The organism is Mesorhizobium sp. M2D.F.Ca.ET.226.01.1.1 (assembly GCF_004022705.2).
Lineage (GTDB): Bacteria > Pseudomonadota > Alphaproteobacteria > Rhizobiales > Rhizobiaceae > Mesorhizobium.
In genome coordinates this window covers 150,005-171,688 of the sequence record NZ_RZOY02000007.1, presented here as the reverse complement: position 1 = coordinate 171,688, position 21,684 = coordinate 150,005, and the positions used below count along the sequence as shown (strand labels likewise).

Annotated in this window: 22 protein-coding genes; 7 read left to right on the top strand and 15 right to left on the bottom strand. The window is 63.7% G+C overall.

From position 1 onward, the window contains the following. Positions 1-2: 2 nt before the first annotated feature. From EN869_RS17990 to EN869_RS17975, 4 genes are all read right to left on the bottom strand, one after another. Positions 3-1,046, bottom strand: coding sequence for a zinc-dependent alcohol dehydrogenase family protein (locus EN869_RS17990; RefSeq protein ID WP_127227083.1), 1,044 nt, complete (start codon positions 1,044-1,046; stop codon positions 3-5). Between the two features lie 216 nt (positions 1,047-1,262). Beyond that, positions 1,263-1,733, bottom strand: a complete 471-nt coding sequence (locus tag EN869_RS17985; RefSeq protein ID WP_127227084.1) for a DUF4262 domain-containing protein — start codon at positions 1,731-1,733, stop codon at positions 1,263-1,265. Then, positions 1,723-2,373 carry a maleylacetoacetate isomerase gene (gene maiA, locus EN869_RS17980; RefSeq protein WP_127227085.1) on the bottom strand — a complete coding sequence of 217 codons (651 nt, stop codon included), beginning with the start codon at positions 2,371-2,373 and terminating at the stop codon, positions 1,723-1,725. The genes EN869_RS17985 and maiA overlap by 11 nt, the downstream gene beginning before the upstream one ends. After that, a complete protein-coding gene (locus EN869_RS17975; RefSeq protein ID WP_127227086.1) occupies positions 2,370-3,068 on the bottom strand; it encodes a fumarylacetoacetate hydrolase family protein in 699 nt (232 codons plus the stop codon). Before EN869_RS17975 ends, maiA begins: the two co-directional genes overlap by 4 nt. Before the next feature lie 208 nt (positions 3,069-3,276). On the opposite strand from EN869_RS17975, the gene EN869_RS17970 reads away from it, so the two are divergent. Next, positions 3,277-3,960, top strand: coding sequence for a response regulator transcription factor (locus EN869_RS17970; RefSeq protein WP_167498672.1), 684 nt, complete (start codon positions 3,277-3,279; stop codon positions 3,958-3,960). Between the two features lie 52 nt (positions 3,961-4,012). On the opposite strand, the gene EN869_RS17965 is transcribed toward EN869_RS17970, so the two are convergent. The 3 genes from EN869_RS17965 to EN869_RS17955 are packed head-to-tail and all read right to left on the bottom strand — an operon-like array spanning position 4,013 to position 7,088. After that, positions 4,013-4,519 carry an Imm26 family immunity protein gene (locus EN869_RS17965; protein WP_210213823.1) on the bottom strand — a complete coding sequence of 169 codons (507 nt, stop codon included), beginning with the start codon at positions 4,517-4,519 and terminating at the stop codon, positions 4,013-4,015. A 32-nt stretch (positions 4,520-4,551) separates the two neighbouring features. Then, positions 4,552-5,889, bottom strand: coding sequence for a hybrid sensor histidine kinase/response regulator (locus EN869_RS17960; protein WP_128334392.1), 1,338 nt, complete (start codon positions 5,887-5,889; stop codon positions 4,552-4,554). A 5-nt stretch (positions 5,890-5,894) separates the two neighbouring features. Next, positions 5,895-7,088, bottom strand: a complete 1,194-nt coding sequence (locus EN869_RS17955; RefSeq protein ID WP_167498671.1) for an FIST N-terminal domain-containing protein — start codon at positions 7,086-7,088, stop codon at positions 5,895-5,897. Positions 7,089-7,348: 260 nt separating this feature from the next. On the opposite strand from EN869_RS17955, the gene EN869_RS17950 reads away from it, so the two are divergent. From EN869_RS17950 to EN869_RS17935, 4 genes are all read left to right on the top strand, one after another. Beyond that, positions 7,349-7,849 (top strand): (2Fe-2S)-binding protein, encoded by a 501-nt coding sequence (locus tag EN869_RS17950; RefSeq protein ID WP_127227090.1) that lies wholly within the window; start codon positions 7,349-7,351, stop codon positions 7,847-7,849. Positions 7,850-7,956: 107 nt separating this feature from the next. Continuing rightward, positions 7,957-10,305 carry a xanthine dehydrogenase family protein molybdopterin-binding subunit gene (locus EN869_RS17945; RefSeq protein ID WP_127227091.1) on the top strand — a complete coding sequence of 783 codons (2,349 nt, stop codon included), beginning with the start codon at positions 7,957-7,959 and terminating at the stop codon, positions 10,303-10,305. Positions 10,306-10,317: 12 nt separating this feature from the next. Next, complete coding sequence (locus tag EN869_RS17940; protein ID WP_127227092.1) at positions 10,318-11,115, top strand: xanthine dehydrogenase family protein subunit M; 798 nt, start codon at positions 10,318-10,320, stop codon at positions 11,113-11,115. A 202-nt stretch (positions 11,116-11,317) separates the two neighbouring features. Further along, positions 11,318-12,340 carry an acyltransferase gene (locus tag EN869_RS17935; RefSeq protein WP_127227093.1) on the top strand — a complete coding sequence of 341 codons (1,023 nt, stop codon included), beginning with the start codon at positions 11,318-11,320 and terminating at the stop codon, positions 12,338-12,340. 2 nt (positions 12,341-12,342) lie between these two features. On the opposite strand, the gene EN869_RS17930 is transcribed toward EN869_RS17935, so the two are convergent. From EN869_RS17930 to EN869_RS17920, 3 genes are all read right to left on the bottom strand, one after another. Continuing rightward, positions 12,343-12,828, bottom strand: coding sequence for an SRPBCC family protein (locus EN869_RS17930; protein ID WP_127227094.1), 486 nt, complete (start codon positions 12,826-12,828; stop codon positions 12,343-12,345). A gap of 78 nt (positions 12,829-12,906) precedes the next feature. Further along, a complete protein-coding gene (locus EN869_RS17925; RefSeq protein ID WP_245489334.1) occupies positions 12,907-13,416 on the bottom strand; it encodes a GNAT family N-acetyltransferase in 510 nt (169 codons plus the stop codon). Next, positions 13,416-14,174 carry a copper homeostasis protein CutC gene (locus tag EN869_RS17920; RefSeq protein WP_127227095.1) on the bottom strand — a complete coding sequence of 253 codons (759 nt, stop codon included), beginning with the start codon at positions 14,172-14,174 and terminating at the stop codon, positions 13,416-13,418. The genes EN869_RS17925 and EN869_RS17920 overlap by 1 nt, the downstream gene beginning before the upstream one ends. Positions 14,175-14,458: 284 nt before the next feature. Between EN869_RS17920 and EN869_RS17915 the strand changes: the two genes are divergently transcribed. After that, positions 14,459-14,914 (top strand): SRPBCC domain-containing protein, encoded by a 456-nt coding sequence (locus EN869_RS17915; RefSeq protein ID WP_348632367.1) that lies wholly within the window; start codon positions 14,459-14,461, stop codon positions 14,912-14,914. A 92-nt stretch (positions 14,915-15,006) separates the two neighbouring features. Next, positions 15,007-15,462 carry a carboxymuconolactone decarboxylase family protein gene (locus EN869_RS17910; RefSeq protein WP_073985823.1) on the top strand — a complete coding sequence of 152 codons (456 nt, stop codon included), beginning with the start codon at positions 15,007-15,009 and terminating at the stop codon, positions 15,460-15,462. A gap of 38 nt (positions 15,463-15,500) precedes the next feature. On the opposite strand, the gene EN869_RS17905 is transcribed toward EN869_RS17910, so the two are convergent. The 5 genes from EN869_RS17905 to EN869_RS17885 form a co-directional block, all read right to left on the bottom strand. Then, positions 15,501-15,932 carry a cupin domain-containing protein gene (locus EN869_RS17905; RefSeq protein WP_127227096.1) on the bottom strand — a complete coding sequence of 144 codons (432 nt, stop codon included), beginning with the start codon at positions 15,930-15,932 and terminating at the stop codon, positions 15,501-15,503. 69 nt (positions 15,933-16,001) lie between these two features. Then, positions 16,002-17,603, bottom strand: a complete 1,602-nt coding sequence (locus tag EN869_RS17900; RefSeq protein ID WP_127227097.1) for a DHA2 family efflux MFS transporter permease subunit — start codon at positions 17,601-17,603, stop codon at positions 16,002-16,004. Further along, a complete protein-coding gene (locus EN869_RS17895) occupies positions 17,600-18,697 on the bottom strand; it encodes an HlyD family secretion protein (RefSeq protein WP_245489335.1) in 1,098 nt (365 codons plus the stop codon). Before EN869_RS17895 ends, EN869_RS17900 begins: the two co-directional genes overlap by 4 nt. A 206-nt stretch (positions 18,698-18,903) precedes the next feature. After that, positions 18,904-19,812 (bottom strand): dihydrodipicolinate synthase family protein, encoded by a 909-nt coding sequence (locus tag EN869_RS17890; protein ID WP_127227099.1) that lies wholly within the window; start codon positions 19,810-19,812, stop codon positions 18,904-18,906. Positions 19,813-19,821: 9 nt separating this feature from the next. Beyond that, on the bottom strand, positions 19,822-20,220 hold the full coding sequence (locus tag EN869_RS17885; RefSeq protein WP_127227100.1) for a hypothetical protein: 399 nt from the start codon (positions 20,218-20,220) through the stop codon (positions 19,822-19,824). Positions 20,221-21,684 lie beyond the last annotated feature (1,464 nt).

Sequence of the window (21,684 nt, the reverse complement as noted above, 5' to 3'; positions counted from 1 at the left end):
GCCTATTGAAACTTCGTCACGACCCCGATGCCGATCCCTTCGAAGCCGCCCATCGCCATCAGGGCCGCGGGCGCTTCCTCGAGGCTGATCCTCTTGCCGACCAGAAGCTCGGGCTTCAGCTTGCCGGTGCGGATCATCTCCATCATCGCCGAATAGCGATAGGCCTGCATGCCGTGGCTGCCGAGGATTTCGAGCTCGAAGGCGATCACCTTGTCCATCGGTACCTGCGGGCGGGAATGTTCGCCCAGCATCAGCCCGACCTGAACGTGGCGGCCGCGGCGGCGCAGGTTCGAGATCGAGTTGAAGGATGTGGTCGGGTGCCCCAGCGCGTCCATCGACATATGCGCGCCGCCATTGGTGATCTGCTTGACGGCCTTGACCACGTTTGGCGTCGTCGAGGCGTTGATGGTCGCCACCGCGCCGATCTTCTTGGCGAAGTCCAATTTGTCATTCGTCAGATCGATCGCAATGACGTTGGCGCCCATGGCGCTGGCGATCATGATCGCCGACAGGCCGACGCCGCCGCAGCCATGCACCGCCACCCATTCGCCGGGTGTCACCCGCCCCTGGTCGACAATGGCGCGAAAGGAGGTGACGAACCGGCAGCCGAGGCTGGCGGCGGTGGCGAATTCCATCTCCTCGGGCAGGCGCACGAGATTGGTGTCGGCATGCTCGATGCCGACATATTCGGCGAATGAACCCCAGCCGGTGAAGCCCGGCTGCGTCTGGTGCTCACAGACCTGATGGTTGCCGGAGGTGCATTCGAAGCAGCGACCGCAGCCGACGGCGAAGGGAACCGTGACGCGATCGCCGGCCTTCCAGCGGCTGACCTGCTTGCCGGCGGCGACGACGACGCCGGCCAGTTCGTGGCCGGGCACATGCGGCAGCGTGATGCCGGCGTCATGCCCCATCCAGCCATGCCAGTCGCTGCGGCAAAGGCCGGTCGCCTCGACCTTGATGACCACACCGTCGGCGGCCGGTTTCGGATCCGGCACAGTCTGGATCGCCGGCGCTTCGCCGAATTTCTCAAAGACGACGGCCTTCATCGGCAACTCCCACCATTGACGCGTTTTGAGGCGACGATAGCCGATTCCACCGCTGGTCGACCGGAAATCGATTCTGCCAGTGTCGGGGCCCGCGGGTTGCGCGGCTAAACCGGCGCTGGTGGAAATCGGCCAGCCGCGTGTCGTCGGGCGCAAGCACGCCGGCATCGGCCTGGCTGCACTGGCGTTCTGGCCGCGACGCTAAGGTTAGGGCGCTAGTTAGGGCGGGGTGTCAAGCAGCGGCTGCCGTTGGCGAAACCATTCATCGGCTTCGGCATCCCATGGCCAAACACCGGCCGTTGTCGGAAAGATAAGCTGCATAATCCGGAAATCCGGTCCGTCGTAGAACCAGATGTCCCAGCCGAAATGCTCCGGGTAATGGTCGGGATGGACCGCACCGAACTGACAGTCGAAGCCGCCTCCCAGGAAACCCGACGCCCGCTCACCCACGCTGAACCTCTCGCCGCTGCGCACCCGTCGGCAATATTCGTTGATGATGGTCTGCGAGAGCTCCGGCTTGAGCCCGATGACGACCAGTTCAGGAACGTCAAAATTGTGCTCGATCCCGACCGAGTAGGCGAAGGGCGGATGGTCGTCCTCCTCCAGGACGTAGAGAATGTGGCAGCCATACTCTTCGATGTCGGCGAGCGTCTTTGCCTCGTCCGCGTCCCTGGCTTCCCTATTCGGCATCGATCTGGTTCTGCGGCGCAGCCTTCTGGAATGCCGGCAGCGCCATGCAGGCGGCGTGGATGCGCGCAATCACCGGGTAGGGCGCCATATCGACGCCGAAGCGCGCATTGTTGGTGACTTGCGCGGCAAGGCAGATATCGGCCAAGCCAGGAACATCGCCGTGGCAGAACGCGCCGGTTTCGGGCGACGAGGCGAGAATCTTTTCAAGCGGTTTGAAACCTTCGTTCACCCAGTGCCGGAACCAATTGACGACATCCTCGTCGCCAGCGCCGAAGAGCGTGCGCAGCGAGGTCAGCACGCGCAGATTGTTCACGGGGTGGATATCGCAGGCGATCATCTGCGCCAGCATTCTCACGCGGGCGCGTCCCAGCGCGTCCTTCGGCAGCAGCGGCGGCTCGGGCTCGATCTCGTCGAGATATTCGATGATGGCCAGCGACTGGGTCAAAAGCCGGCCGTCATCCAGCACCAGAGCCGGCACCAGCCCTTGCGGGTTGACCGCGAGATAGGCGGGCTCGAGATGCTCGCCGTGGCGCAGATGATGCGGCACATAGGTGTAGTCGAGCCCTTTCATCGCCAGCGCGATCCGCACCCGGTAGGAGGTGGAGGAGCGGTAGTAATTGTGGAGGACGAGATCGCTCATGCCCTTGGCTGTCCGATGGTGACCTCGATGGTGCCGATGCCGTCGACGCCGCCGGTGATTTCTTCTCCGGCCTGAACCGCGCCGACGCCCGCCGGCGTGCCGGTGAAGATCAGGTCGCCGGGCTGGAGCTCGACCGCTTCGCTGCAGATAGCGACGATGTCGGCGACCGGCCAGATCAGCTCGGCAAGGTCGCCGTCCTGTTTCACCCTGCCGTTGACGGCGAGCCAGATGCGGCCTTTCTCCGGATGCCCGGTTTTCGCGGCCGGAGCCAGCGGACCGCAAGGCGCGGATTGGTCGAACGCCTTCGACCAGTCCCACGGACGCGCCGCCTTCTTGGCCTGGTCCTGCAGGTCACGGCGGGTCAGGTCGACGCCGACGCCATAGCCCCAGACATGGGTTAGCGCATCGGCGCGCTGGATGCGGAAGCCGGCCTTGCCGATGGCGACGACCAATTCGATCTCGTGATGCAGGTTCGAGGTCAAAGGCGGGTAGGGGATCTCGGCGCCGCTGTCGGCCACCGCGTCGGCGGGCTTGGTGAAGAAGAAGGGCGGATCGCGCTCGTCGTTGCCGAGCTCGCGCGCATGCGCGGCGTAATTGCGGCCGACGCAGAAGATGCGGCGCACGGCAAAGCGCTCCGCCGAACCGGCGATGGCTACCGAGGCGATCGCGGGCGGCGGAAGGACGTAATCTGTCATGTCATGTCTCTGCTGTGAGGTGCGAAGTCGCCTGCACCTTCAACCGATTTCGGCGCCTGGGCAAGGCGCTGCGCCGGCGAAACAGGGGCTACCGTTCCGGCGGCACCGTCGTTTGCCATTGGGCGATGTACTATTTGGCAATAATCTGGACATCTTCAGGGGACTATCCTCTGGCCACCGAAACCGAACCGACGTCTGAATCCCTGTCATGACCGCTCCCAGCGATCGCGCCCGCTTCCTGATCATCGACGACCATCCGCTGTTTCGCGAGGCGCTGCACAGCGCCGTGCAGATGGCCTATCCGGATGTCGACACCGTCGAGGCCCGCTCGATCGCCGAGGCGATCGAACTGCTCGCCGGCGCCAAGCCGTTCGACCTCGCGCTGCTCGATCTCAGCATGCCCGACGTGCATGGTTTCGAGGGGCTCTTACAGCTCAGGACCCGCTATCCGCGGCTGCCGGTGGTGATCGTGTCGGGCTATGAGGAGCCGAAGATCATTTCCGAGGCGCTGTCCTACGGTGCGGCCGGCTTCATCCCAAAATCGGCGCGCAAGAGCGATCTCGCCGCCGCCATCCGCTCGGTGATGGATGGCGCGGTCTACGTGCCGGAGAACTACGAGGGCCAGAAGCCCGACCCCGACAGCACCGACCGCGCCGACATGGTGCAGCGCCTGGCCAGGCTGACGCCGCAGCAATTGCGCGTGCTGCAGATGCTGCGCCAGGGCATGCTCAACAAGCAGATCGCCTACGAGCTGCAGGTTGGCGAGACCACCGTGAAGGCGCATGTTTCGGAGATATTGCGCAAGCTCAATGTGTACAGCCGCACGCAGGCAGTGATCGAGGTCTCGAAGCTCGACAATGCGGAGCTGTTTCGGGATCAGGCTGGGTTTTGAGGGCGGCGAAACAGTGCATTGTCACCGTAATCCACACCGTCACCGCGATCCGCTAATCTTTGGGGTTTAGTTGTTTGGTCAGAATCGATTCGACCGCCTCGTACCCGTGCAATCCGTCTGGTTCCAAATCGGCTGCTGATGCAGCTCGGCTATATTGACGGTCGAGCCTCGAGGGATCGGTATCGGAGTATTCTCGAATAAGAATTCGGTTGGAAAGGCTATCTTTGTGCACGAAGTCTGGCGTAGGCCATCTTTCTGCCTCCCAAACCTTCATTTTCCCAATAATTGTCCATTTCCCATTAATTAAACCGAGATCGCCACACCGCAGGCGCCTGGTGGCATTGTCCGGGCTTATGTCACTCAGTTCATCCGCGTTTGGTAAGTGCAGATGCTTTGAGCCAAATAAATATACAAGGATAATCTTCCCCTTTGGAGCCATACGAGCCACCAAGCCAACTCCGTACCCGCATGGTCTCAATGGAATGGCAAATAAAGTACCTTCTGTATAAGGTAGTGGCTTCATCTGAAATATTTCTCTATCCCTGGATTGCTGCAGCACGATGGATATCGTGGATGTAAAGAGCGTTATTTCTAAGCCAGCAAATGCGCGAGCAGCGCCCTTAATTGCGCCGGCTTCAGCGGCTTGCGCATCAGCTCGATGCCGGCGGCGCGGGCGGCCTTGGCGACGGGTTCGGAGCCGTCGGCGGTGACGATCAGGGCCGGCACCGGGCGGCCGAGATAGTCGCGCACCTCGGCGATGGTCGCGGTGCCGAGGTCGCCGCCGTCGAGATGCTGGTCGGCTATGACGATGTCGGGCACCCAGGCTGTGTCGCCCAGGAGATCGAGCGCATCGTCGGTCGAGGTCGCGGCGCGCACCAGGCACTGCCAGCGCTCAAGCAGCGAGGTCATGGCGGAGAGCACGTCGGCGTCGTTCTCGACCAGGAGCACCTTGGTGCCGAACAGGCCGTAGCCGCGCGGGCGGTCCATGTCGGCGACCGCCGCCGCCGGTTCGGCCGGCGCCATGCCGACCGGCACGTCGATATGGAAGATGGTGCCGCGCCCGACCCTGGAGGAGAAGGTCACGGGGTGGCCGAGCGCTGCCGCCATGCGGCGCACGATGGCAAGGCCAAGGCCCAGCCCGCCGGCGAGCCCGGTGTCGGCAAGCGTGGATGTGCCGCGGTGGAATTCCTCGAACACCGCCTCGCGCTGGTCCTCGGCAATGCCGCAGCCGGTGTCGGCGACGTCGATGCGAATGGTGTCGCCGCGATGCCTGGTGCCGACCAGCACGCCGCCGGAGCGGGTGTAGCGCAGCGCATTGGAGAGGATGTTCTGCAGGATGCGGCGCAACAGCGTGCGGTCGGAGCGCACGACGACATTGACCGGGCGGAATTTCAGCGACAGGCCCTTCTTTTCCGCCTCGGGCAGGAAGTCCGAGCGCAGCGAGGAAAACAGCGTCTCCAGGCTCACGTCGCCGGTTTCGGCCTGCACCACGCCGGCATCGAGCTTGGAGATGTCGAGCAGCGTGCGCAAGAGGTCTTCCATCGTCTCCAGCGAACGCTCGACCTGGCGCACCAGCTTTCTGCCCTCATCGCTGGTCTGGACCTCGGCCAGGGCCGACACCGACAGATGCGCGGCATTCAGCGGCTGCAGCACGTCGTGGCTGGCGGCGGCGAGGAACCTGGTCTTGGAGAGGTTCGCCAGCTCGGCGTTCTCCTTCGCCGCGCTCAGGTCGATGTTCGACTGTTTCAGCCGGCGCAGCGTGGCGTGCAGTTCCTCGGTGCGGTTGCGCACCCGGTTTTCCAGCGAAATCGCCGTCTGGAACAGCGAGAAGGCATTGCCCTGCTGGTCCATCGAGCGCTCGACGCGGCTGACCAGCGCCGCGTTGATCTTCTTCAGCCGTTCGAGGTCGTTGATGTCGCGAAGCGGCATCCGCGTCACTCGGCCGCCTGGCGCTCGCCGAAGGCGATGCCGGTGAAAGTCTGGTTGAGGTGCATCGAGCGATACTGCTCGCCATAGGTGCCGAAGCCGATGACCTTGTTGGTCCGATAGAGCTCGGAGATATCGCGAAAAACCTGGCGGTTGCGCGCGTCGAGCCGGCGCAGCACGCAGTCGAAGCCGAGGATCATGTCGATGCCGCCGAGCCTGTGCTCGACATCCTGGAGAGCGCTGCGCGTCGCTTCCACCATGTTTTTGGGCTGGGCGATGGACAGAACCACGCCGTCGTCGATGGCGCAGAAGAAGGACAGCGAGCCGTCGGCGTGCATGCGCTGGATCGAGCGGCAGTAATATTCGCCGCCGACCTTCACCACGACGGGATGCGAGGCAAAGCTCAGCGGCGTCAGCGTCTGCGGCACGATGCCGACGGAGGCCGCATATTCCTCCGCCGCGTTGGTGGCGTTGAATTCGCGCACGACGCGGTGATCCGGATCGGAGGCCGTCACCACCAGCTTCTCGTCGGTCGGGATGAAATTGTCCGTCTTGAAGACATGGAAGGGGATTTCGGTGGCGACCAGCACGACGACGGCGCTGTCGGACGCGACCTTGCCGTTGGCGATCAGCGTGGTCGTCTCGAATTTAAGGTCGTCGCCGGCCGAGCCGCCGATCAGCGGAATGTCGTCCAGCCCCCAGTGGATGGCCGAGGTCACTGCTTCCTCGGCATAGGATAGCCCGTCGATGAAGCAGAGCGCGAATATGTTCCTGGCCCGACCGTGGCCGATCCGCCCGCGCAGCAGACGCCGCAGCGCCGCGACCTCGCCGGTGATCCGGTCCATGCCGGACGAGGAGAGGTTTTCGACCATCGTGCTGACGATCGAGAACGATGCCGTGGGCAGAAGCAGGGCTAGGATATGGCCTTCCTCCAGTCCCTGCGGCGTGATTTCGCCGGCGGTCGAGCAGCCGGCATAGGCGAGCGACGGCGCGTGCAGCTTCAGGGCCTGCGCGAGTGCTGCCGCGTCGACCAGGCTTTGCGAGAAGAACAGGAGAGCGAAGCTGGCGTCGACGATTGCGGCTTCGGCAGCGACAGCGCGGGCAAAGGCGTTCGGGTCGGGCTCATCCGTGGTGAGCGCCGAAAGGCCCGATGCATAGCGTGTGCTCGAACTGGCCAGCTGCCTTCTCCGCGATTCCTCCAACGCTTTTATACGTGTCTTTTCTTATTCTATGCGCATCTTTTCTTGTGCGCCCGCGTCGAGGGCATCTTTGCCCTCAATCCCTGATTTGGCAATGGGCCCGGCACCGTGCTCAACAGCCTGCCGGCCATGACCGAAAGTACAAGGGGCGGAGCGCTGGCAGCACTGTTTTGCCCGATGTACGGTGCCCGAATAACGCACTGCCGAAGCATGGGCACGGCATCGGCAACGCGATAACCAAGGTTAATACCCAGGGAGGTTGCATGTCGGACGTGTCGTTGACTGTGAATGGGAAACGCGTCAGCGGGAGCGTCGAGGACCGAACGCTGCTGGTGCATTTCCTCAGGGAACATCTGGGCCTCACCGGAACGCATGTCGGTTGCGATACCTCGCAATGCGGCGCCTGCGTCGTGCATGTCGACGGCCGGGCGGTCAAATCCTGCACGATGCTGGCCGCGCAGGCCTCGGGCTCGACAATCGTCACCATCGAAGGGCTGGCGAACGGCGCCGAGCTGCATCCGGTACAGGCCGCGTTCAAGGAACATCACGGGCTGCAATGCGGCTTCTGCACGCCCGGCATGATCATGGCGGCGACCGACATGATCGCGCGTCACCCGCAGGGCCTCGACGAGGCGACGGTGCGCGCCGAGCTCGACGGCAATATCTGCCGCTGCACCGGCTACCACAACATCGTCAAGGCGATCCTCGCCGCAGCGCAGACGATGTCGAAGGGCGCCAAGGGCAAGGCGAAGCAGGCTGCTTAGGGGAATAGGGGAGTAGGGCCGTAAGGGAGTAGGTGAAGAAGACACCGATTTCCCTACTGCCTTACTCCCCTACTACCCTACTCCCCTAAATTCCGGAGGAATTCCTAATGGGTATCGAAGGCGTCGGCGCCCGCGTGGCGCGCAAGGAAGACAAGAGGTTCATCACCGGCGGCGGCCGCTATGTCGACGACATGGTGGTTCCCGGCATGAAGCATGCCGTGTTCGTGCGCAGCCCGCACGCGCACGCGCAGATCAAGAAGATCGACGTGAAAAGGGCTCAAAGCATGCCAGGCGTCATCGGTGTGCTCACCGGCAAGGAACTCAAGGCCGACGGCATCGGCAATCTGATCTGCGGCTGGATGATCCACTCCAAGGACGGCTCGCCGATGAAGATGGGCGCCTGGTCGCCGCTTGCGGTCGACAAGGTGCGCTATGTCGGCGACGCGGTCGTCATCGTGGTCGCCGATACCAAGGGCCAGGCGCGCGACGCGGCCGAAGCGGTCGAGATCACCTACAAGGAGCTGAAGGCCGTGGTCGATGCCACCAAGGCCATCCAACCCGGCGCGCCACAAGTCCATGCCGAAGCCCCAAACAACCTGATCTTCGACTGGGAGATCGGCGACGGCAAGGCGACCGATGCGGCGATCCAGTCCGCCGCGCATGTCACGCGCATGAAGATCGTCAACAACCGGCTGGTGCCCAACGCCATGGAGCCGCGCGCCGCACTTGGCCACTATGACAAGGCCGAGGACCACTACACTTGCTGGACGACCTCGCAGAACCCGCATGTCGCGCGGCTGGTGATGAGCGCCTTCTACAATGTCGCGCCGGAAAACAAGCTGCGCGTGATCGCGCCGGATGTCGGCGGCGGCTTCGGCTCGAAAATCTACATCTATCCTGAAGAGATCGTCTGCCTGTGGGCCTCGAAGAAGACCGGCGTTCCGGTGAAATGGGTGGCCGACCGCACCGAAAGCTTCCTCGCGGACGCGCATGGCCGCGACCATGTCTCGACGGTGGAGATGGCCTTCGACAAGGACAACCGCATCACCGGCCTGAGGGTTGACACAATAGCCAATCTCGGCGCCTACATGTCGCTGTTCTCGTCCTGCGTGCCGACCTATCTCTACGCCACGCTTTTGTCGGGCCAGTACAACATTCCCACGATCCACGCCAATGTGCGCACCGTCTACACCAACACCGCGCCGGTCGATGCCTATCGCGGGGCAGGGCGGCCGGAAGCGACCTATCTTCTGGAGCGCACGATGGAGACCGCCGCGCGCGAGCTCGGCGTGTCGCCGGCGGAGCTGAGGCGCCGGAACTTCATCACCTCCTTCCCGCATCAGACGCCGGTAATCCTGAACTATGACGCGGGCGACTATAACGCCTCGCTCGACGCGGCGATGAAGGCCGCCGACTATGCCGGCTTCACCAAACGCAAGGCGGACGCCGCCAAGCGCGGCAAGCTGCGCGGCATCGGCATGAGCTGCTACATCGAGGCCTGCGGCCTGGCGCCGTCGGCGGCGGTCGGCTCGCTCGGCGCCGGCGTAGGCCTATGGGAATCGGCGGAGGTGCGGGTCAACGCCGTTGGCACGATCGAGGTGCTGACCGGCTCGCACAGCCACGGCCAGGGCCATGAGACGACCTTTGCGCAACTGGTCAACCAGCGCTTCGGCGTGCCCATCGACTCGGTCTCGATCGTCCATGGCGACACTGACAAGGTGCAGATGGGCATGGGCACCTATGGTTCTCGCTCGGGCGCCGTCGGCATGTCAGCAGTTGCCAAGGCGCTCGACAAGGTCGAGGCCAAGGCGAAGAAGATCGCGGCCCACCTGCTCGAAGCGGACGAGGGCGACATCGTCATCGAGAATGGCGAGGTCAAGGTCGCCGGCACCGACAAGAGCCTGCCCTGGTTCCAGGTGGCGCTTGCCGCCTACACCGCCCACAATCTGCCGTCCGGCATGGAGCCGGGCTTGAAGGAAACCGCCTTCTACGACCCGGCGAACTTCACCTTCCCGGCGGGCTGCTACATCAGCGAGGTCGAAATCGATCCGGAGACGGGTGTCACCGACATCATTCAGTTCGTTGCGGCGGATGATTTCGGCAACATCATCAACCCGATGATCGTCGAGGGCCAGGTGCATGGCGGCATCGCGCAAGGCATCGGCCAGGCGCTGCTCGAAGGGGCGCATTACGACGGAAGCGGGCAACTGCTGACCGCAAGCTACATGGATTACACCATGCCGCGCGCGGGCGACCTGCCGTCGTTCAAGGTCTCGACCTCGAACACTCCGTGTCCCAGCAATCCGCTCGGCATCAAGGGCTGCGGCGAGGCCGGCGCCATCGGCTCGCCGCCGGCGATCATCAATGCCATCACCGATGCGCTCGGCGTCGTCGACATCGCCATGCCGGCGTCGCCGTCGACCGTGTGGTCGGCCATTCGCGCCAAGAAGCACTGAGGAGGAGCGATCATGTATTCGGTCAATTATCATCGTGCCGCCTCGGTCGCCGATGCCGCCAGGCTGTTGAAGAACGGCGATGCCAAGCTGCTCTCCGGCGGCATGACTTTGATCCCCGCCATGAAGACGCGGCTGGCGGCGCCGTCGGACCTCGTCGACGTGTCGCGGCTGAAGGAGCTTCAGGGCGTCAAGGTGTCCGGCAAGACGGTCACCATAGGCGCGGCGACCACGCATTACGACGTCTCGGCCGACGCGAATTTGAAGAAGGCCTGCCCGGCGCTGGCGGAGATGGCATCGCTGATCGGCGATCCGGCGGTGCGCTACAAGGGCACGATCGGCGGCTCGATCGCCAACAACGATCCGGCGGCCGACTACCCGGCGGCGTTGCTTGCGCTTGGCGCGACGATCATCACCAACAAGCGCGAGATCGCGGCGGACAAATTCTTCAAGGGTCTGTTCGAGACGGCGTTGAAGGAGGGCGAGATCATCACGGCGGTGAGTTTCATCGCTCCGGCCAAGGCGGCCTACCAGAAGTTCCGCAACCCGGCTTCGCGCTACGCCATCGTCGGCGTGTTCGTGGCCAAGGGCAAGGACGGGGTGAGGGCGGCGATAACCGGGGCCGGCGAGGACGGCGTCTTCCGCTCCAAGGAAATCGAGGCGGCGCTGGCGAAGAGCTTCGACGCCTCGGCGCTCGACGGGCTCAAAGTGCCGGCAAAGGGGCTGATGAGCGATATCCATGCCTCCGCCGACTACCGCGCCAACCTGATCGCGGTGATGGCAAAGCGCGCGGTGGCCGCGGCCAACGCCTGAAACGCTTTCAACCCGGATGAGAAAGGGGGCCGTCGCGGCCCCTTTTCCTTTTGTATTCGCAACCACTTGGCAGGCATACGCCGAGAATTCGCAGCTTCGCACTTGCACAATAATATCTCGCACTGCAAAATAAACGTGGCGGGAGACGATGCGGTTCCGGCACGGCTAGACGTGCGCGGGGCTCGAGTTGCGAAAGGCGGGCATGACCGACATCTCCGCGACCGCCGGTGCCTTGCCACGGGCCACAGAAGACAAAGCGGCACGCACAAGGCTGGCCTATCTCGACGGCTGGCGCGGCCTGTCGATCGCCCTGGTGCTGATCGGCCATTTTTTCCCGGTGCCGGGAATCAATCTCGGCGTCCTTGGCGTCGAGTTCTTCTTCGTGCTAAGCGGTCGGCTGATGGGCGAGATCCTGTTCATCGAGCATTTTCCGCTGAAGAAATTCTTCAAGCGCCGCTTCTCGCGCATCTATCCCGCGCTGCTGGTGTTCGTGACTGCCGCCATGATCGGCCTTGCCGGGACCTTCATCACGTTCAAATGGAAGGCGGCGCTGACAGCGCTGACCTTCACCTACAATTACGCCGGCATCTTCATCAATCGGGCCGGCGCGCTCGACCATATCTGGTCACTCTGCGTCGAGGAGCACTCCTATATCCTTTTGGCGCTGATCAGCGTGATGGTCACCGGCAGGGCGAATGTCGTGCGGCTTTTGGTCGTGCTGGCGCTGCTGGCAATGGCCAACGGCGCCATTTCGTATGGGCTTCTCGGCATGAGCTACGAGACCTCCTACTGGCGCACCGACGTGCACATCGCCTCGATTCTGCTGTCCGCCGCGATCTGCCTGCTCAAGGCCGACGGGCGCTTGCCGGCTTTCCTTAAGAGCCAGCATGTGGCGCTTGCGGCCGCAATTGCCGGCGTATTGCTGTTCCTCGATCCGGTGCCGACCCCGATCCACTATCTCGTCGCCGTGCCGCTGCTGGCGCTGGCCGTCAACACGCTCGACTTCGCCGGCGGCTATCTGCCGGGCCTGCTCGCGTCGCGGCCGATGGTGATGCTCGGTCTGTGGTCCTACTCGCTCTATCTCTGGCAGCAGCCTTTCTACAAATTCGTCTATGAGCGCGGCAGCGCGCCGCTGCCGCTGCTGGCCGCGGTCTTCGCCTGCGCGCTCTGCAGTTACTATGTGGTCGAAAAACCCGCGCGCGGCTGGCTCAACCGCAACTGGTAACGTCAGGCCTTGCCATTCTTCCGAGCGGCGAGATAGCGGCGAAGCCCGGCTTCGCCGCGCGGCGTGGTCCAGCGATGGTTCCAGGCGAAGGCGGGTCTCAGCAGCGGCGCCAGCAGCTTGAGGATCGGCCTCTCGACCGTCACCTGCCAGATCAGGTCGACATGGGTGCCTTCTCCGGACGGCGACAGTTCCGCCCGCCATAGCCCGTCGAAATCGCCGAAGGTCTTCACCACCACCAGCCGGCCGGGCTCGAGTTCGGCGGCCTCGATGATGAAGTTCAGCTCATAGGGCAGGGCACCGCGCGCTCTCGCCCTGGCGCGGGCGCCGACGACGCCCTTGCCCTTCTTGTCGAGCGGCTCGACCTCCTTATAGGCATCGCCCCACCAGAGCGGTAACAGCTCAGCGTCCGCCAGCACGTCCCACACTTCTTGGGGCCTGCCTTCGGGGATGTCCCAGCTTTCGTCGAAGCGGAAGACATTGCTCGGCATGATGTCGGGCCTCCCAGCCAGCGGAGCGACTATATTAGCTACGGCTTGTTTTTCTGGCCAGTGGTGGCGGAACACTACTCAGGCGGTGAGGGGCTTTGCCCAGTAGCGCACCGACTTCTTGCCGCCATGGATCACCGCATCGCCGACTTCGGCGAAGCCGAGCGCAGCATGGAAGGCGTCCGAGACCGGGTTGGGCGGATCGGCATTGACCTCGCAGGTGACAATCGTGTGGCCGGCGCGCCGGGCCTGCTCGAACAGATCCTCATAAAGCCGGCGGGCATGGCCACGGCCACGCGCCGCGGCCGCGACCACCACGCGGTCGACATAGACGAAGCGCGGATAGCGCTCGCGAAACCAGAGGAAGTTCGGGCTGTCGTAGCTTGCGTCCTGGTCGAAGCACATGATGAAGGCTTCGAGCACACCGATGCGGCGTGTGTAGAAAGCCTCGCCGAGCAGGAAGGAAAGCTGTTCCGGCTCGAGCCAGGACAGCTCGGCCGCATGCTCGTTGTTGAGCGCGAGGATGGCGGCCTCGTCGGCGGGCGAAACCTGCTCGATAGGCGGCAACGCCTTGGTCATCGTCCTAGCCATCAGGCTCTCGCGGCCGCGATCGTCGCCGCCACCAGGGCTTCGTCGGTCACCGTGTTGCGGTATTCGCGGTCGAGGTCGGTGCCGCCCATGCCGACATTCGGGTTGCGGTAGCGCATGGCGCTCGGCACATCCGCGAGCGCGGCGAAATGCATCTCGGTCAATCCGGTCCGCCTGCGCACGTCGCCGATCGTATCGGGCGTCAGCGCCCCGCAGCCGAGGATGATGATGCGGGAGCCGGCCTGGCGAACGAGCTTTGCCAGAAGCTCGACCCCTTCGACCGCTGTGTCGCGCTGGCCGCTGGTCAGCACGCGGCCGACCTTGCAGCGGATCAGCGCCTCGAGTGCCTCGGCCGGATCGCGCGTCATGTCGAAGGCGCGATGGCAGGTGACGTTGAGCGGGCCGGCCGCCTCGACCAGCGCGCTTATGCGCGCCTCGTCGATGGCGCCGTCCGCGGTGAGGCAGCCGACGACGACGCCGGCGACGCCGAGCTCGCGAAGCGCTTCGACATCGGCCAGCATCGAGCGGTACTCGGCCTCGCTGTAGAGGAAGTCGCCGCCGCGTGGCCGTACGATCACGTGGAAGGGGACGGTCGCGCTGGCGAGCGCGGCACGCACCGTGCCGAGGCTCGGCGTGATGCCGCCCTCGACCAGGCTGGCGCAGAGCTCGACCCGGTCGGCGCCGGCGGCCTGCGCGGCAAGCAAACCGTCAATGCCTTCGACGCAGATCTCGATCAGGGGTTTTTGCGTGTCAGCCACCAGGTTCCATCCATGTTGAAGAGAAGCGCAGCCCTAGCATCGGGGCGATTGCGGCGAAAGGCACATCGATCGGTCCAGCCATGGAGCATTTGTCAAGTCCAGGCGTGCAAAGACCGTTGACATCAATAACTCTATGGTTATAACTAAACTCATAGCTGGCAGGTTATTGATTGGGCAGGCGAACCCGCGAAGGAGAGCGTCGAACCCGGCCAGAGACCCCTACAGCCTGGCAGCGGCATGTCTTGGCTCTGGAGACATTGTTGGAGAAATCGGACAAGGAGGATGCCGTGGATGACATCGAAGAAAGAACGATGGCAACCGAGACTAAATCGATCCTTGTCGAGCGGCTCCTTCCGCACGCGGTCGACAAGGTGTGGCGCGCGCTGACCTCTCCGCACTTGGTCGCCGAGTGGCTGATGGAGAACGATTTTGAACCCGTCGAAGGCCACCGTTTCACTTTCCGCGCGAAGCCGGTGCCCGGCTGGTCAGGCGTGGTCAACTGCGTGGTGCTGAAGATTTCGCCACTGCGTCTTCTCGCCTACAGCTGGGGCGACGGAAGCGAGTCCGACAGCGGCTTGAAGACCATTGTGACCTGGTCATTGACACCTGAGGGGCCGTCCACGCGGGTGCGGATGGAGCAATCCGGTTTCAGGCCGCAAGACGAGCCCGGCTACAAAGCCATGGGGGGCGGTTGGCCACGCATCCTTGAGCGGCTCGAGCAAGTCGCGGCTGGGCAGGGCTGACATTCCCGGCGTTGCGCCAGCCGAGGCCTGCACCTGAACCCTGATGCAGTGCATTCCAGGGCTGGTGAAGACACGTCCAAAGGAGATGGACCATGGAAGCCAGATTGAAGAACCCAGTGATGCTCATCCCAGGCGCCCTGCAGGCGCTCTTGGCGCTCGACAAGTCGACCGAGGCCGGCGACGTGCCTTACGTCACGCGCAAGCTCATTCATCTGCGCGCCAGCCAGATCAACGCCTGCGCCGTCTGCGTCGACATGCATGCGCGGGAGCTGAAGAAGGCTGGCGAGAAGGATGAGCGGATCTTCGCCGTGTCGGCATGGCGGGAGACGCCTTACTTCACAGACGCTGAACGCGCCGCGCTTGCGCTCGCCGAAGCCGCGACGCGCCTGGCCGACCGGTCCGACGCGGTGCCGGACGATGTCTGGGACGAGGCCGCGCGCCACTATGACGACAAGGCGCTCGCCGCCCTGGTGATCCAGATCGCGCTGATCAACGCCTTCAACCGCCTCAACGCCACCACGCGGCAACCGGTGGGCGCCTGGGGGTAGGCCAAACCGGCCTCCGCTTCGAGGCGGAGGCCCTCTCGCTACTTCTTCAGGATCGTGTTCTTGGCGCCTTGCTCGACCTGGTCGATGACCAACAGCTTCACCGGATCGGTGCCGATGTTGGTGGCCTGATGCCATTGGCCGATCATTTCGACGATGAAGTCGCCTGATTTGTAGGTGTTGGCGGCGCCGGTCTCGACATTGGTGACCTTGAGCGTTCCCTGCTCGACATATGCGTAGCGCGGGAAGGGGTGCTTGTGCACCGGGAGCGTCGTGCCTGGTGCGATCTGATAGGCAGAGACCTGAACCTCGACATTCTTTTGCGGCAGCGTGATCGGCTGGCCGGACGCGGTCGTCGTCTTCGACGCCAGCGGCGTCACCACGACCGGTGTGTTGGAGCTGTCCAGCGCGCTCACGCTGGTCGTAAAAAATGCCGACGCCAAAAGCAGCGCCGATGCCGTGATGTTGCGCATCGGGTCCCTCCAGAAGCCGCCAGCTTGGCGCGGAGGACGCTGACGCGCAAGCACCGGATGGTCGAATAGCTAACGCTTCGCTGGCGCCTGTTTGGGTGGCCTCAGCAAGAGGGCAAACGGGACCAGCAACGCAGTCGCAATTGCGCAGTAGAAGAAGACGTCGACATAGGCGAGCAGCGAAGCCTGACGGCCGATCTCCTGTCCGATCCAGCCGACGGCCTGCTGCCTTGCTTCGGCCAGCGGCGAGCCCTCGGCAACGAAATGGTCCGTCACCTGGCGAAGCGTCTGCTGGTAGACCTCGCTCGACTGCGCGGTGTGGCCGACCAGCACCGACTGGTGAAGCTGGGCGTTCTGCGCGATGACCGTGTTGGATAGCGATACGCCGATGCTGCCGCCGATGTTGCGGGCAACATTGATCAGCGAGGATGCCTGGTCGGTCTTTTGCGGCGGCAGGCCGACATAGGCTGCGGTCGAGATCGGGATGAACAGGAACGGCAGGCCGATCATCATGAAGACGCGCGCATAGGCGAAGAAGCTGAAGCTGGCGTCGGGCGTCAGTGAGGTCGTGTGCCAGAGCGCAACGGCTACGACCGACATGCCGATCATGATGAGGAAGCGCGGCTGAATAATGCCGGCCGCAAGACCGGAGATCGGCATCAGCACGAGCATGGCAATGCCGCCCGGCATCATCGACAGGCCGGAGAGCGTGGCAGTGTAGTCGAAAGTCGTCTGCTGCAGCTGCGGCAACAACTGTGTGGTGCTGAAAAGCACCGCGCCCACCGCCATCATGACCAGGAAGGACATGCCGAACTGCCGGCTGAAAAGCAGGCGGATGTCGACGATCGGATCGCGCCTTGTCCACTCCCAGGGGACCAGCAGCAGGAACGATACCGCCGAGATCACCGCGAAAACGGTGATGAAGGTCGAGGCGAACCAGTCGTTGCGCTGGCCTTCGTCGAGAAAGACTTCGAGGCAGCCGAGCGCCATCGCCACCAGGATGAAGCCGATCCAGTCGACCTTCAGTCCCTCGCTCAACCGCTCCCGGCGCTCGCGCTCCAAGATGTCGGGCTCGATCACCAGCCATTGCACGAGCGTCAGCGACAGGACGCCGAACGGCACGTTGATGAAGAAGATCCAATGCCAGGAGAAATTGTCCGTCAGCCAGCCGCCGATGGTCGGTCCGACCGTCGGTGCGACGATCACCGAGATGCCGTAGAGTGCAAAGGCCTGGGATCGCTTCTCAGGCGGAAACGTGTCGGCGAGGATCGACTGCTCGCTCGGCGCCATGCCGCCGCCGCCGAGCCCCTGCAGAATGCGGAAGGCGATCAGCGTCGGCAGGTTGGGGGCCAGCCCGCATAGCAGCGACGACAGCGTAAAGGTCGCGACGCAGATCATGTAGTAGCGCTTGCGGCCGATGACGCTGGTCAGCCAGCCGCTGACCGGGATGATGACGGAGTTGGCGACGAGATAGGTGGTGATCACCCATGTGCTCTCGTCCATACCGGCGGCAAGGCTGCCGGCGATATTGCGCAACGCGACATTGGCGATCGAGGTGTCGAGCACCAGCATGAAGGTCGCGATCGAGACGACGATCGCGATCAGCCAGGGGCTACGGCCGCCGGCCGCCGACCGGCTCTGGTCACCCTGGGCTGTTGCGGCGGCATCGCTCATCGTACCTTGACCGTCGGAACCACCGACATGCCGGGACCGACGTACACGCCGGGCGGCTGGTCGAACACGATCTTGACCGGCACGCGTTGCACCACCTTGACGAAATTGCCGGTGGCGTTTTCGGCCGGAAGCAGGCTGAACGCCGTGCCGCTGCCGGCCTGGACGCTGTCGACATGGCCCTGGAAGGTCTTTTCCGGATAGGCGTCGATGGCGATATCAACGGGCTGGCTAGGCCGCACCAGGTCGAGCTGCGTCTCCTTGAAGTTCGCCTTCACCCAGACGTCCTTCGGCACGAACATCATCAGCACCTGGCCCGGCTGCGCATAGGTGCCTTTTGCCGCCGTGACGTTGGTGGCATGGCCGGCGACGGGAGCGGTGATGGTGGTGCGGGTGAGGGTGGTCTTCGCCTGGCCCTCGGCGGCCTCAGCCTGCTGCAGCTTGCCTTCGGCGCTCTTGCCCTGTGCCTGCAGGACGGCGAGCTGGCTTTTCGCCGCCTCGGCATTGGCGTTGGCTGTATCCAGCGCCGCCTGGTCCTGGCGCAAGGTCGAAGCGGCCTGCTGCGCCTGCTGTTGCGTCGCCGTGCCTTTGGCCAGCAGTTCGCGGTTGCGCTGGTCTTCGGATTTGGCGAATTCGAGCGCGGCCTGTGCTTGAGCGACCTGCTTGCCGGCGGCATCGATCTTGGCCTTCTGCGCCACGGTCTGGGCCTGCACATTGGCAATGTCGGCCCGCGCGGCCACCACGCCGGCCTCAGCCTGTTTGAGTGACGCCTGGTAGTCGCTGTCGTCGATGCGCAGAAGCACCGCACCTGCCTCGACCGGCTGGTTGTCGGTGACCGCCACATCGGTGATGCGCCCGGAAATTTCGGCGCCGATCGTCACGGTGCGAGCGTCGATGAAGGCGTCGTCGGTCCATTCATACTGCCGTGCGTTGATCCACCAGATGATCACGGCCGCGATGACCAACAGGATGAGGATGGCAGCGATCGCCGCTATATAGGGATGGCGTCTGATAAGGCCTGGCCGGTTGGCGTAGGACCGACTGTCATTCGCCTGCGAGTCTTGCGCGCGCTTATCGTCCGCGTGCTCATTTTCCACGCGGTTTTGGTCGCCCGGCGGGCGCTGCTGCCGATCGGAGCGGGGCTGAGCCCGCGTTTCTTCGGTGGGAGCGGGTTCGCGCTCTTTTCTTTCAGTTTTTGCGTCCATGGGAACGGGCCCCAGATATCGGTGGCCCCCTCGCAGGAGGGTCAACGAGCGGTTTCCGCAAAGGTTCCTGCCGCCGGGGGCGCGCCGACATCGCTATCTCAATGGCGGCCGATATGCTCGGCAGCACTGCCCAGTGCCGCAAGCAGCGCCTGGCCGTTTTCCAGCGTCGCATTCTCATGCGGCGCGCGCAGGTTCAGCCAGCGTCGGTCGCCGGACTTCACCGCAAGCACGGCCTTCATCGCCGGGATCAGGCCGGCATCCTGGATCACCTTCCTGAACGCCTTGATCGCGGCATCCGCCTCGGCGACATCCTCGCCCTTGCGGGCCGCGTCGTAGACGCGGCGGATGGCGGCGGCGTTCAGGTTGACTGTGGCCGAGATGCAGCCGGCCGCGCCGCTCGCAAGACCCTTGGTGAGCTGCGCCTCGGAGCTTGGAAACACCGAAATATCTGACGCGGCGGCAATGACCGCAGCGGTGTTGTTCCAGTCGCCGGCGCTGTCCTTATAGGCCACCACCGTGTCCGGAAAGGCCTTGCTGAGCCTCGCCGTCAGCGCCGGGCTGACCGGCACGCCGGAATTCTGCGGGATGTGATAGAGGATCACGCGCATCGAAGGCTTTGCCACCTTCTCGATCAGCTCGCTGTAATAGCGCGCCTGACCGTTGTCGCCGGCGCCCGTGTAGAAGAAGGATGGCAACACCATCACGGCAGCGCAGCCGAGGCCGACGGCATGCGCTGACAGCTCGACCGATTCGGGCAGCGCGGTGACGCCCGTGCCGGGCATCAACCGGTCCGGCGCGATGCCGGCCTCGACCAGCCATTCCAGCGCCTGCATGCGCTCGCGCAAGGACACCGACAGCGCTTCGCCCGTCGTGCCGAAGGGTGAGAGGAAATGCGTACCCTGGCCGAGCACCCATTTAGCGTGGGAGATCCAGAGATCGCGCGCGATGCGGCCGTCGTCTTCGAACGGCGTCAGGATCGGGGCGATGGTTCCTTGCGGGCGGGTCATGAATGTCCTCTATGCTGTGTGGCGGGCTACCGCAGCGACGGCGCGGGCAAAGTAGGCCGAAGCGGCGATGTCGAAGAGTATGTCGAAACCCGCCGGCGAATAGAACATCATGGCCTCGATATGGCCGACGCGGGTCTGGGCGATATCATCGGCGCCCAATTTTTGGGGTCTCATGTCCAGCGCGCAAAGCGCGCTCATCGCTTCGGCAAGGCGAGGACCGGAAAGCCGCATCCATACCCAACTTTCCTCGCGCCATGACGAGTAGCTTTTCGGAGCCGCCGCGGCATGCCAGGCGGCTTTGATGTCGGCGAGCATTTCGCCGGCGCGCTCGGCGAGAAGCAGGATGTCCTCATTGGCCAGCGCGAAAGCGGACATGGCCTCGACATGGGCGGTGGCTTTCAGAGGCACGGCATGGTCCGGCTTGTCGGCAAGGTGTTGCGAAGTGAGGCTAAGGCAGGGTGGCCGAGCCGCAAAGCAAAATTCACCGGCACAATGGCTACGGGAATTTTGGCCCATGCGGGCGATAGAGGCAGCGGCGCGCAGGCTCTCGTCGGTTAGCCGGGCCAGCCGGCCGTCTTCGCGATCAGGGTTATCGAGTTTGTCGTCAACTCACCCCGCGAGGGCGTTCAGGGTTTAAATGCGTCGCGGTTGACAGTGACGGTTGGAGGCGTCCATCCGCCGCCTCCCGGCATGTCCAACGAAGCCTCTCTGAAACTGCGCTCAACATGCGCGGTGTAGGCACCTTCGTTGGCGAACTGATCCCAGAGGATCAAGCCACCAACCAGCGCGATCAAGATCAAAGGCCATCGCATCGGAACCTCCCTCAAAGTCCTCGGTACGCGCCACTGCCATTATGCTCCTATGAAGAGTTGAGCACAAGAAATCGCTAATATAGGCTTGCCGGCGGGAGGGATCGCCTATGCTCAAGCCGAGGGGAAAGCCGCGCAAAGTTTACCCGAACGCCGACAGGTATGCAGAGGATGGATGGCGCCTCTACAGCGCCTATGACCCGGCGACAAGGACTCCTCGTGCAAGTGCTCTCTGGGTAAGACACATCCGGCTCACTGCAATCGTTTTGGCGTTCGTCGCCGCGGTTCTGCTTGTCGTCGTCTTCAGCGCGTTGCCGCATTGAAAATACCGAGAAATAGGACGGACGCTGCATTGAAAAGAAAACTCGCCGGGCGAAGATCGTCCCAATCCTCAAGCCCGGCGAAAGTTCTGCCTGATCCCCGCGATCAGGACCGGTGGGAGGAACACCGGCAATCTTGTCAGTGCAAAATCCGGGCCACTGTTTTGGTATCGATTTGAGACATCATGTCGGCTTCCGCCGGAAGAATAAGGGCTCGCCCAAACAGGACGAGCCCTTCATTCTCAGGTTGCCACCAAGTGACCGGCGCCGCTGCCTGGTTGGGGTTAAACCCGGCGCCGGCCCGGCGAGAATATCTTCACCGCATATGCATGATAGCTAATGTTTGCCGGCGCGACATGGTGTGATCGCGGAAGCTTTTGGCAAGCGATCGGGGATGAGGAATGCTGGGGGCCTGCTTTGTCAGAGGCTTTCCGAAGTTAGCCGGCAGGAGCACTCCGTTTCGTTGCCTGAAAGGCAAGATTTCCAGGGAGGAGCCGATGGCACGCAAATACTTAGACTGCCGAGAATTCCCGAGTGAAATGAAATGCACAATCGCGATCTCGGCAGATCGCGAGGATGAGCCGATTGACGCGACGGCACAACACGGGATGTCCGCTCATGGGGAACACTACAGCACAGTTCCGCTCCGAGATGAGCCATCCATGAAGGCGTACCTGCCTGAGGCCAAGCGATTCTGATGGCGCTCTCCATTGGCCCGCTGCCACCGCCTTTGACCGCAGGCC

Excerpts from the sequence above, each read along its gene's own strand:
- EN869_RS17990 (WP_127227083.1), bottom strand. The coding sequence starts at position 1,046 with ATGAAGGCCGTCGTCTTTGAGAAATTCGGCGAAGCGCCGGCGATCCAG.
- EN869_RS17985 (WP_127227084.1), bottom strand. The coding sequence starts at position 1,733 with ATGCCGAATAGGGAAGCCAGGGACGCGGACGAGGCAAAGACGCTCGCC.
- maiA (WP_127227085.1), bottom strand. The coding sequence starts at position 2,373 with ATGAGCGATCTCGTCCTCCACAATTACTACCGCTCCTCCACCTCCTAC.
- EN869_RS17975 (WP_127227086.1), bottom strand. The coding sequence starts at position 3,068 with ATGACAGATTACGTCCTTCCGCCGCCCGCGATCGCCTCGGTAGCCATC.
- EN869_RS17970 (WP_167498672.1), top strand. The coding sequence starts at position 3,277 with ATGACCGCTCCCAGCGATCGCGCCCGCTTCCTGATCATCGACGACCAT.
- EN869_RS17960 (WP_128334392.1), bottom strand. The coding sequence starts at position 5,889 with ATGCCGCTTCGCGACATCAACGACCTCGAACGGCTGAAGAAGATCAAC.
- EN869_RS17950 (WP_127227090.1), top strand. The coding sequence starts at position 7,349 with ATGTCGGACGTGTCGTTGACTGTGAATGGGAAACGCGTCAGCGGGAGC.
- EN869_RS17945 (WP_127227091.1), top strand. The coding sequence starts at position 7,957 with ATGGGTATCGAAGGCGTCGGCGCCCGCGTGGCGCGCAAGGAAGACAAG.
- EN869_RS17940 (WP_127227092.1), top strand. The coding sequence starts at position 10,318 with ATGTATTCGGTCAATTATCATCGTGCCGCCTCGGTCGCCGATGCCGCC.
- EN869_RS17935 (WP_127227093.1), top strand. The coding sequence starts at position 11,318 with ATGACCGACATCTCCGCGACCGCCGGTGCCTTGCCACGGGCCACAGAA.
- EN869_RS17930 (WP_127227094.1), bottom strand. The coding sequence starts at position 12,828 with ATGCCGAGCAATGTCTTCCGCTTCGACGAAAGCTGGGACATCCCCGAA.
- EN869_RS17925 (WP_245489334.1), bottom strand. The coding sequence starts at position 13,416 with ATGGCTAGGACGATGACCAAGGCGTTGCCGCCTATCGAGCAGGTTTCG.
- EN869_RS17910 (WP_073985823.1), top strand. The coding sequence starts at position 15,007 with ATGGAAGCCAGATTGAAGAACCCAGTGATGCTCATCCCAGGCGCCCTG.
- EN869_RS17905 (WP_127227096.1), bottom strand. The coding sequence starts at position 15,932 with ATGCGCAACATCACGGCATCGGCGCTGCTTTTGGCGTCGGCATTTTTT.
- EN869_RS17900 (WP_127227097.1), bottom strand. The coding sequence starts at position 17,603 with ATGAGCGATGCCGCCGCAACAGCCCAGGGTGACCAGAGCCGGTCGGCG.
- EN869_RS17890 (WP_127227099.1), bottom strand. The coding sequence starts at position 19,812 with ATGACCCGCCCGCAAGGAACCATCGCCCCGATCCTGACGCCGTTCGAA.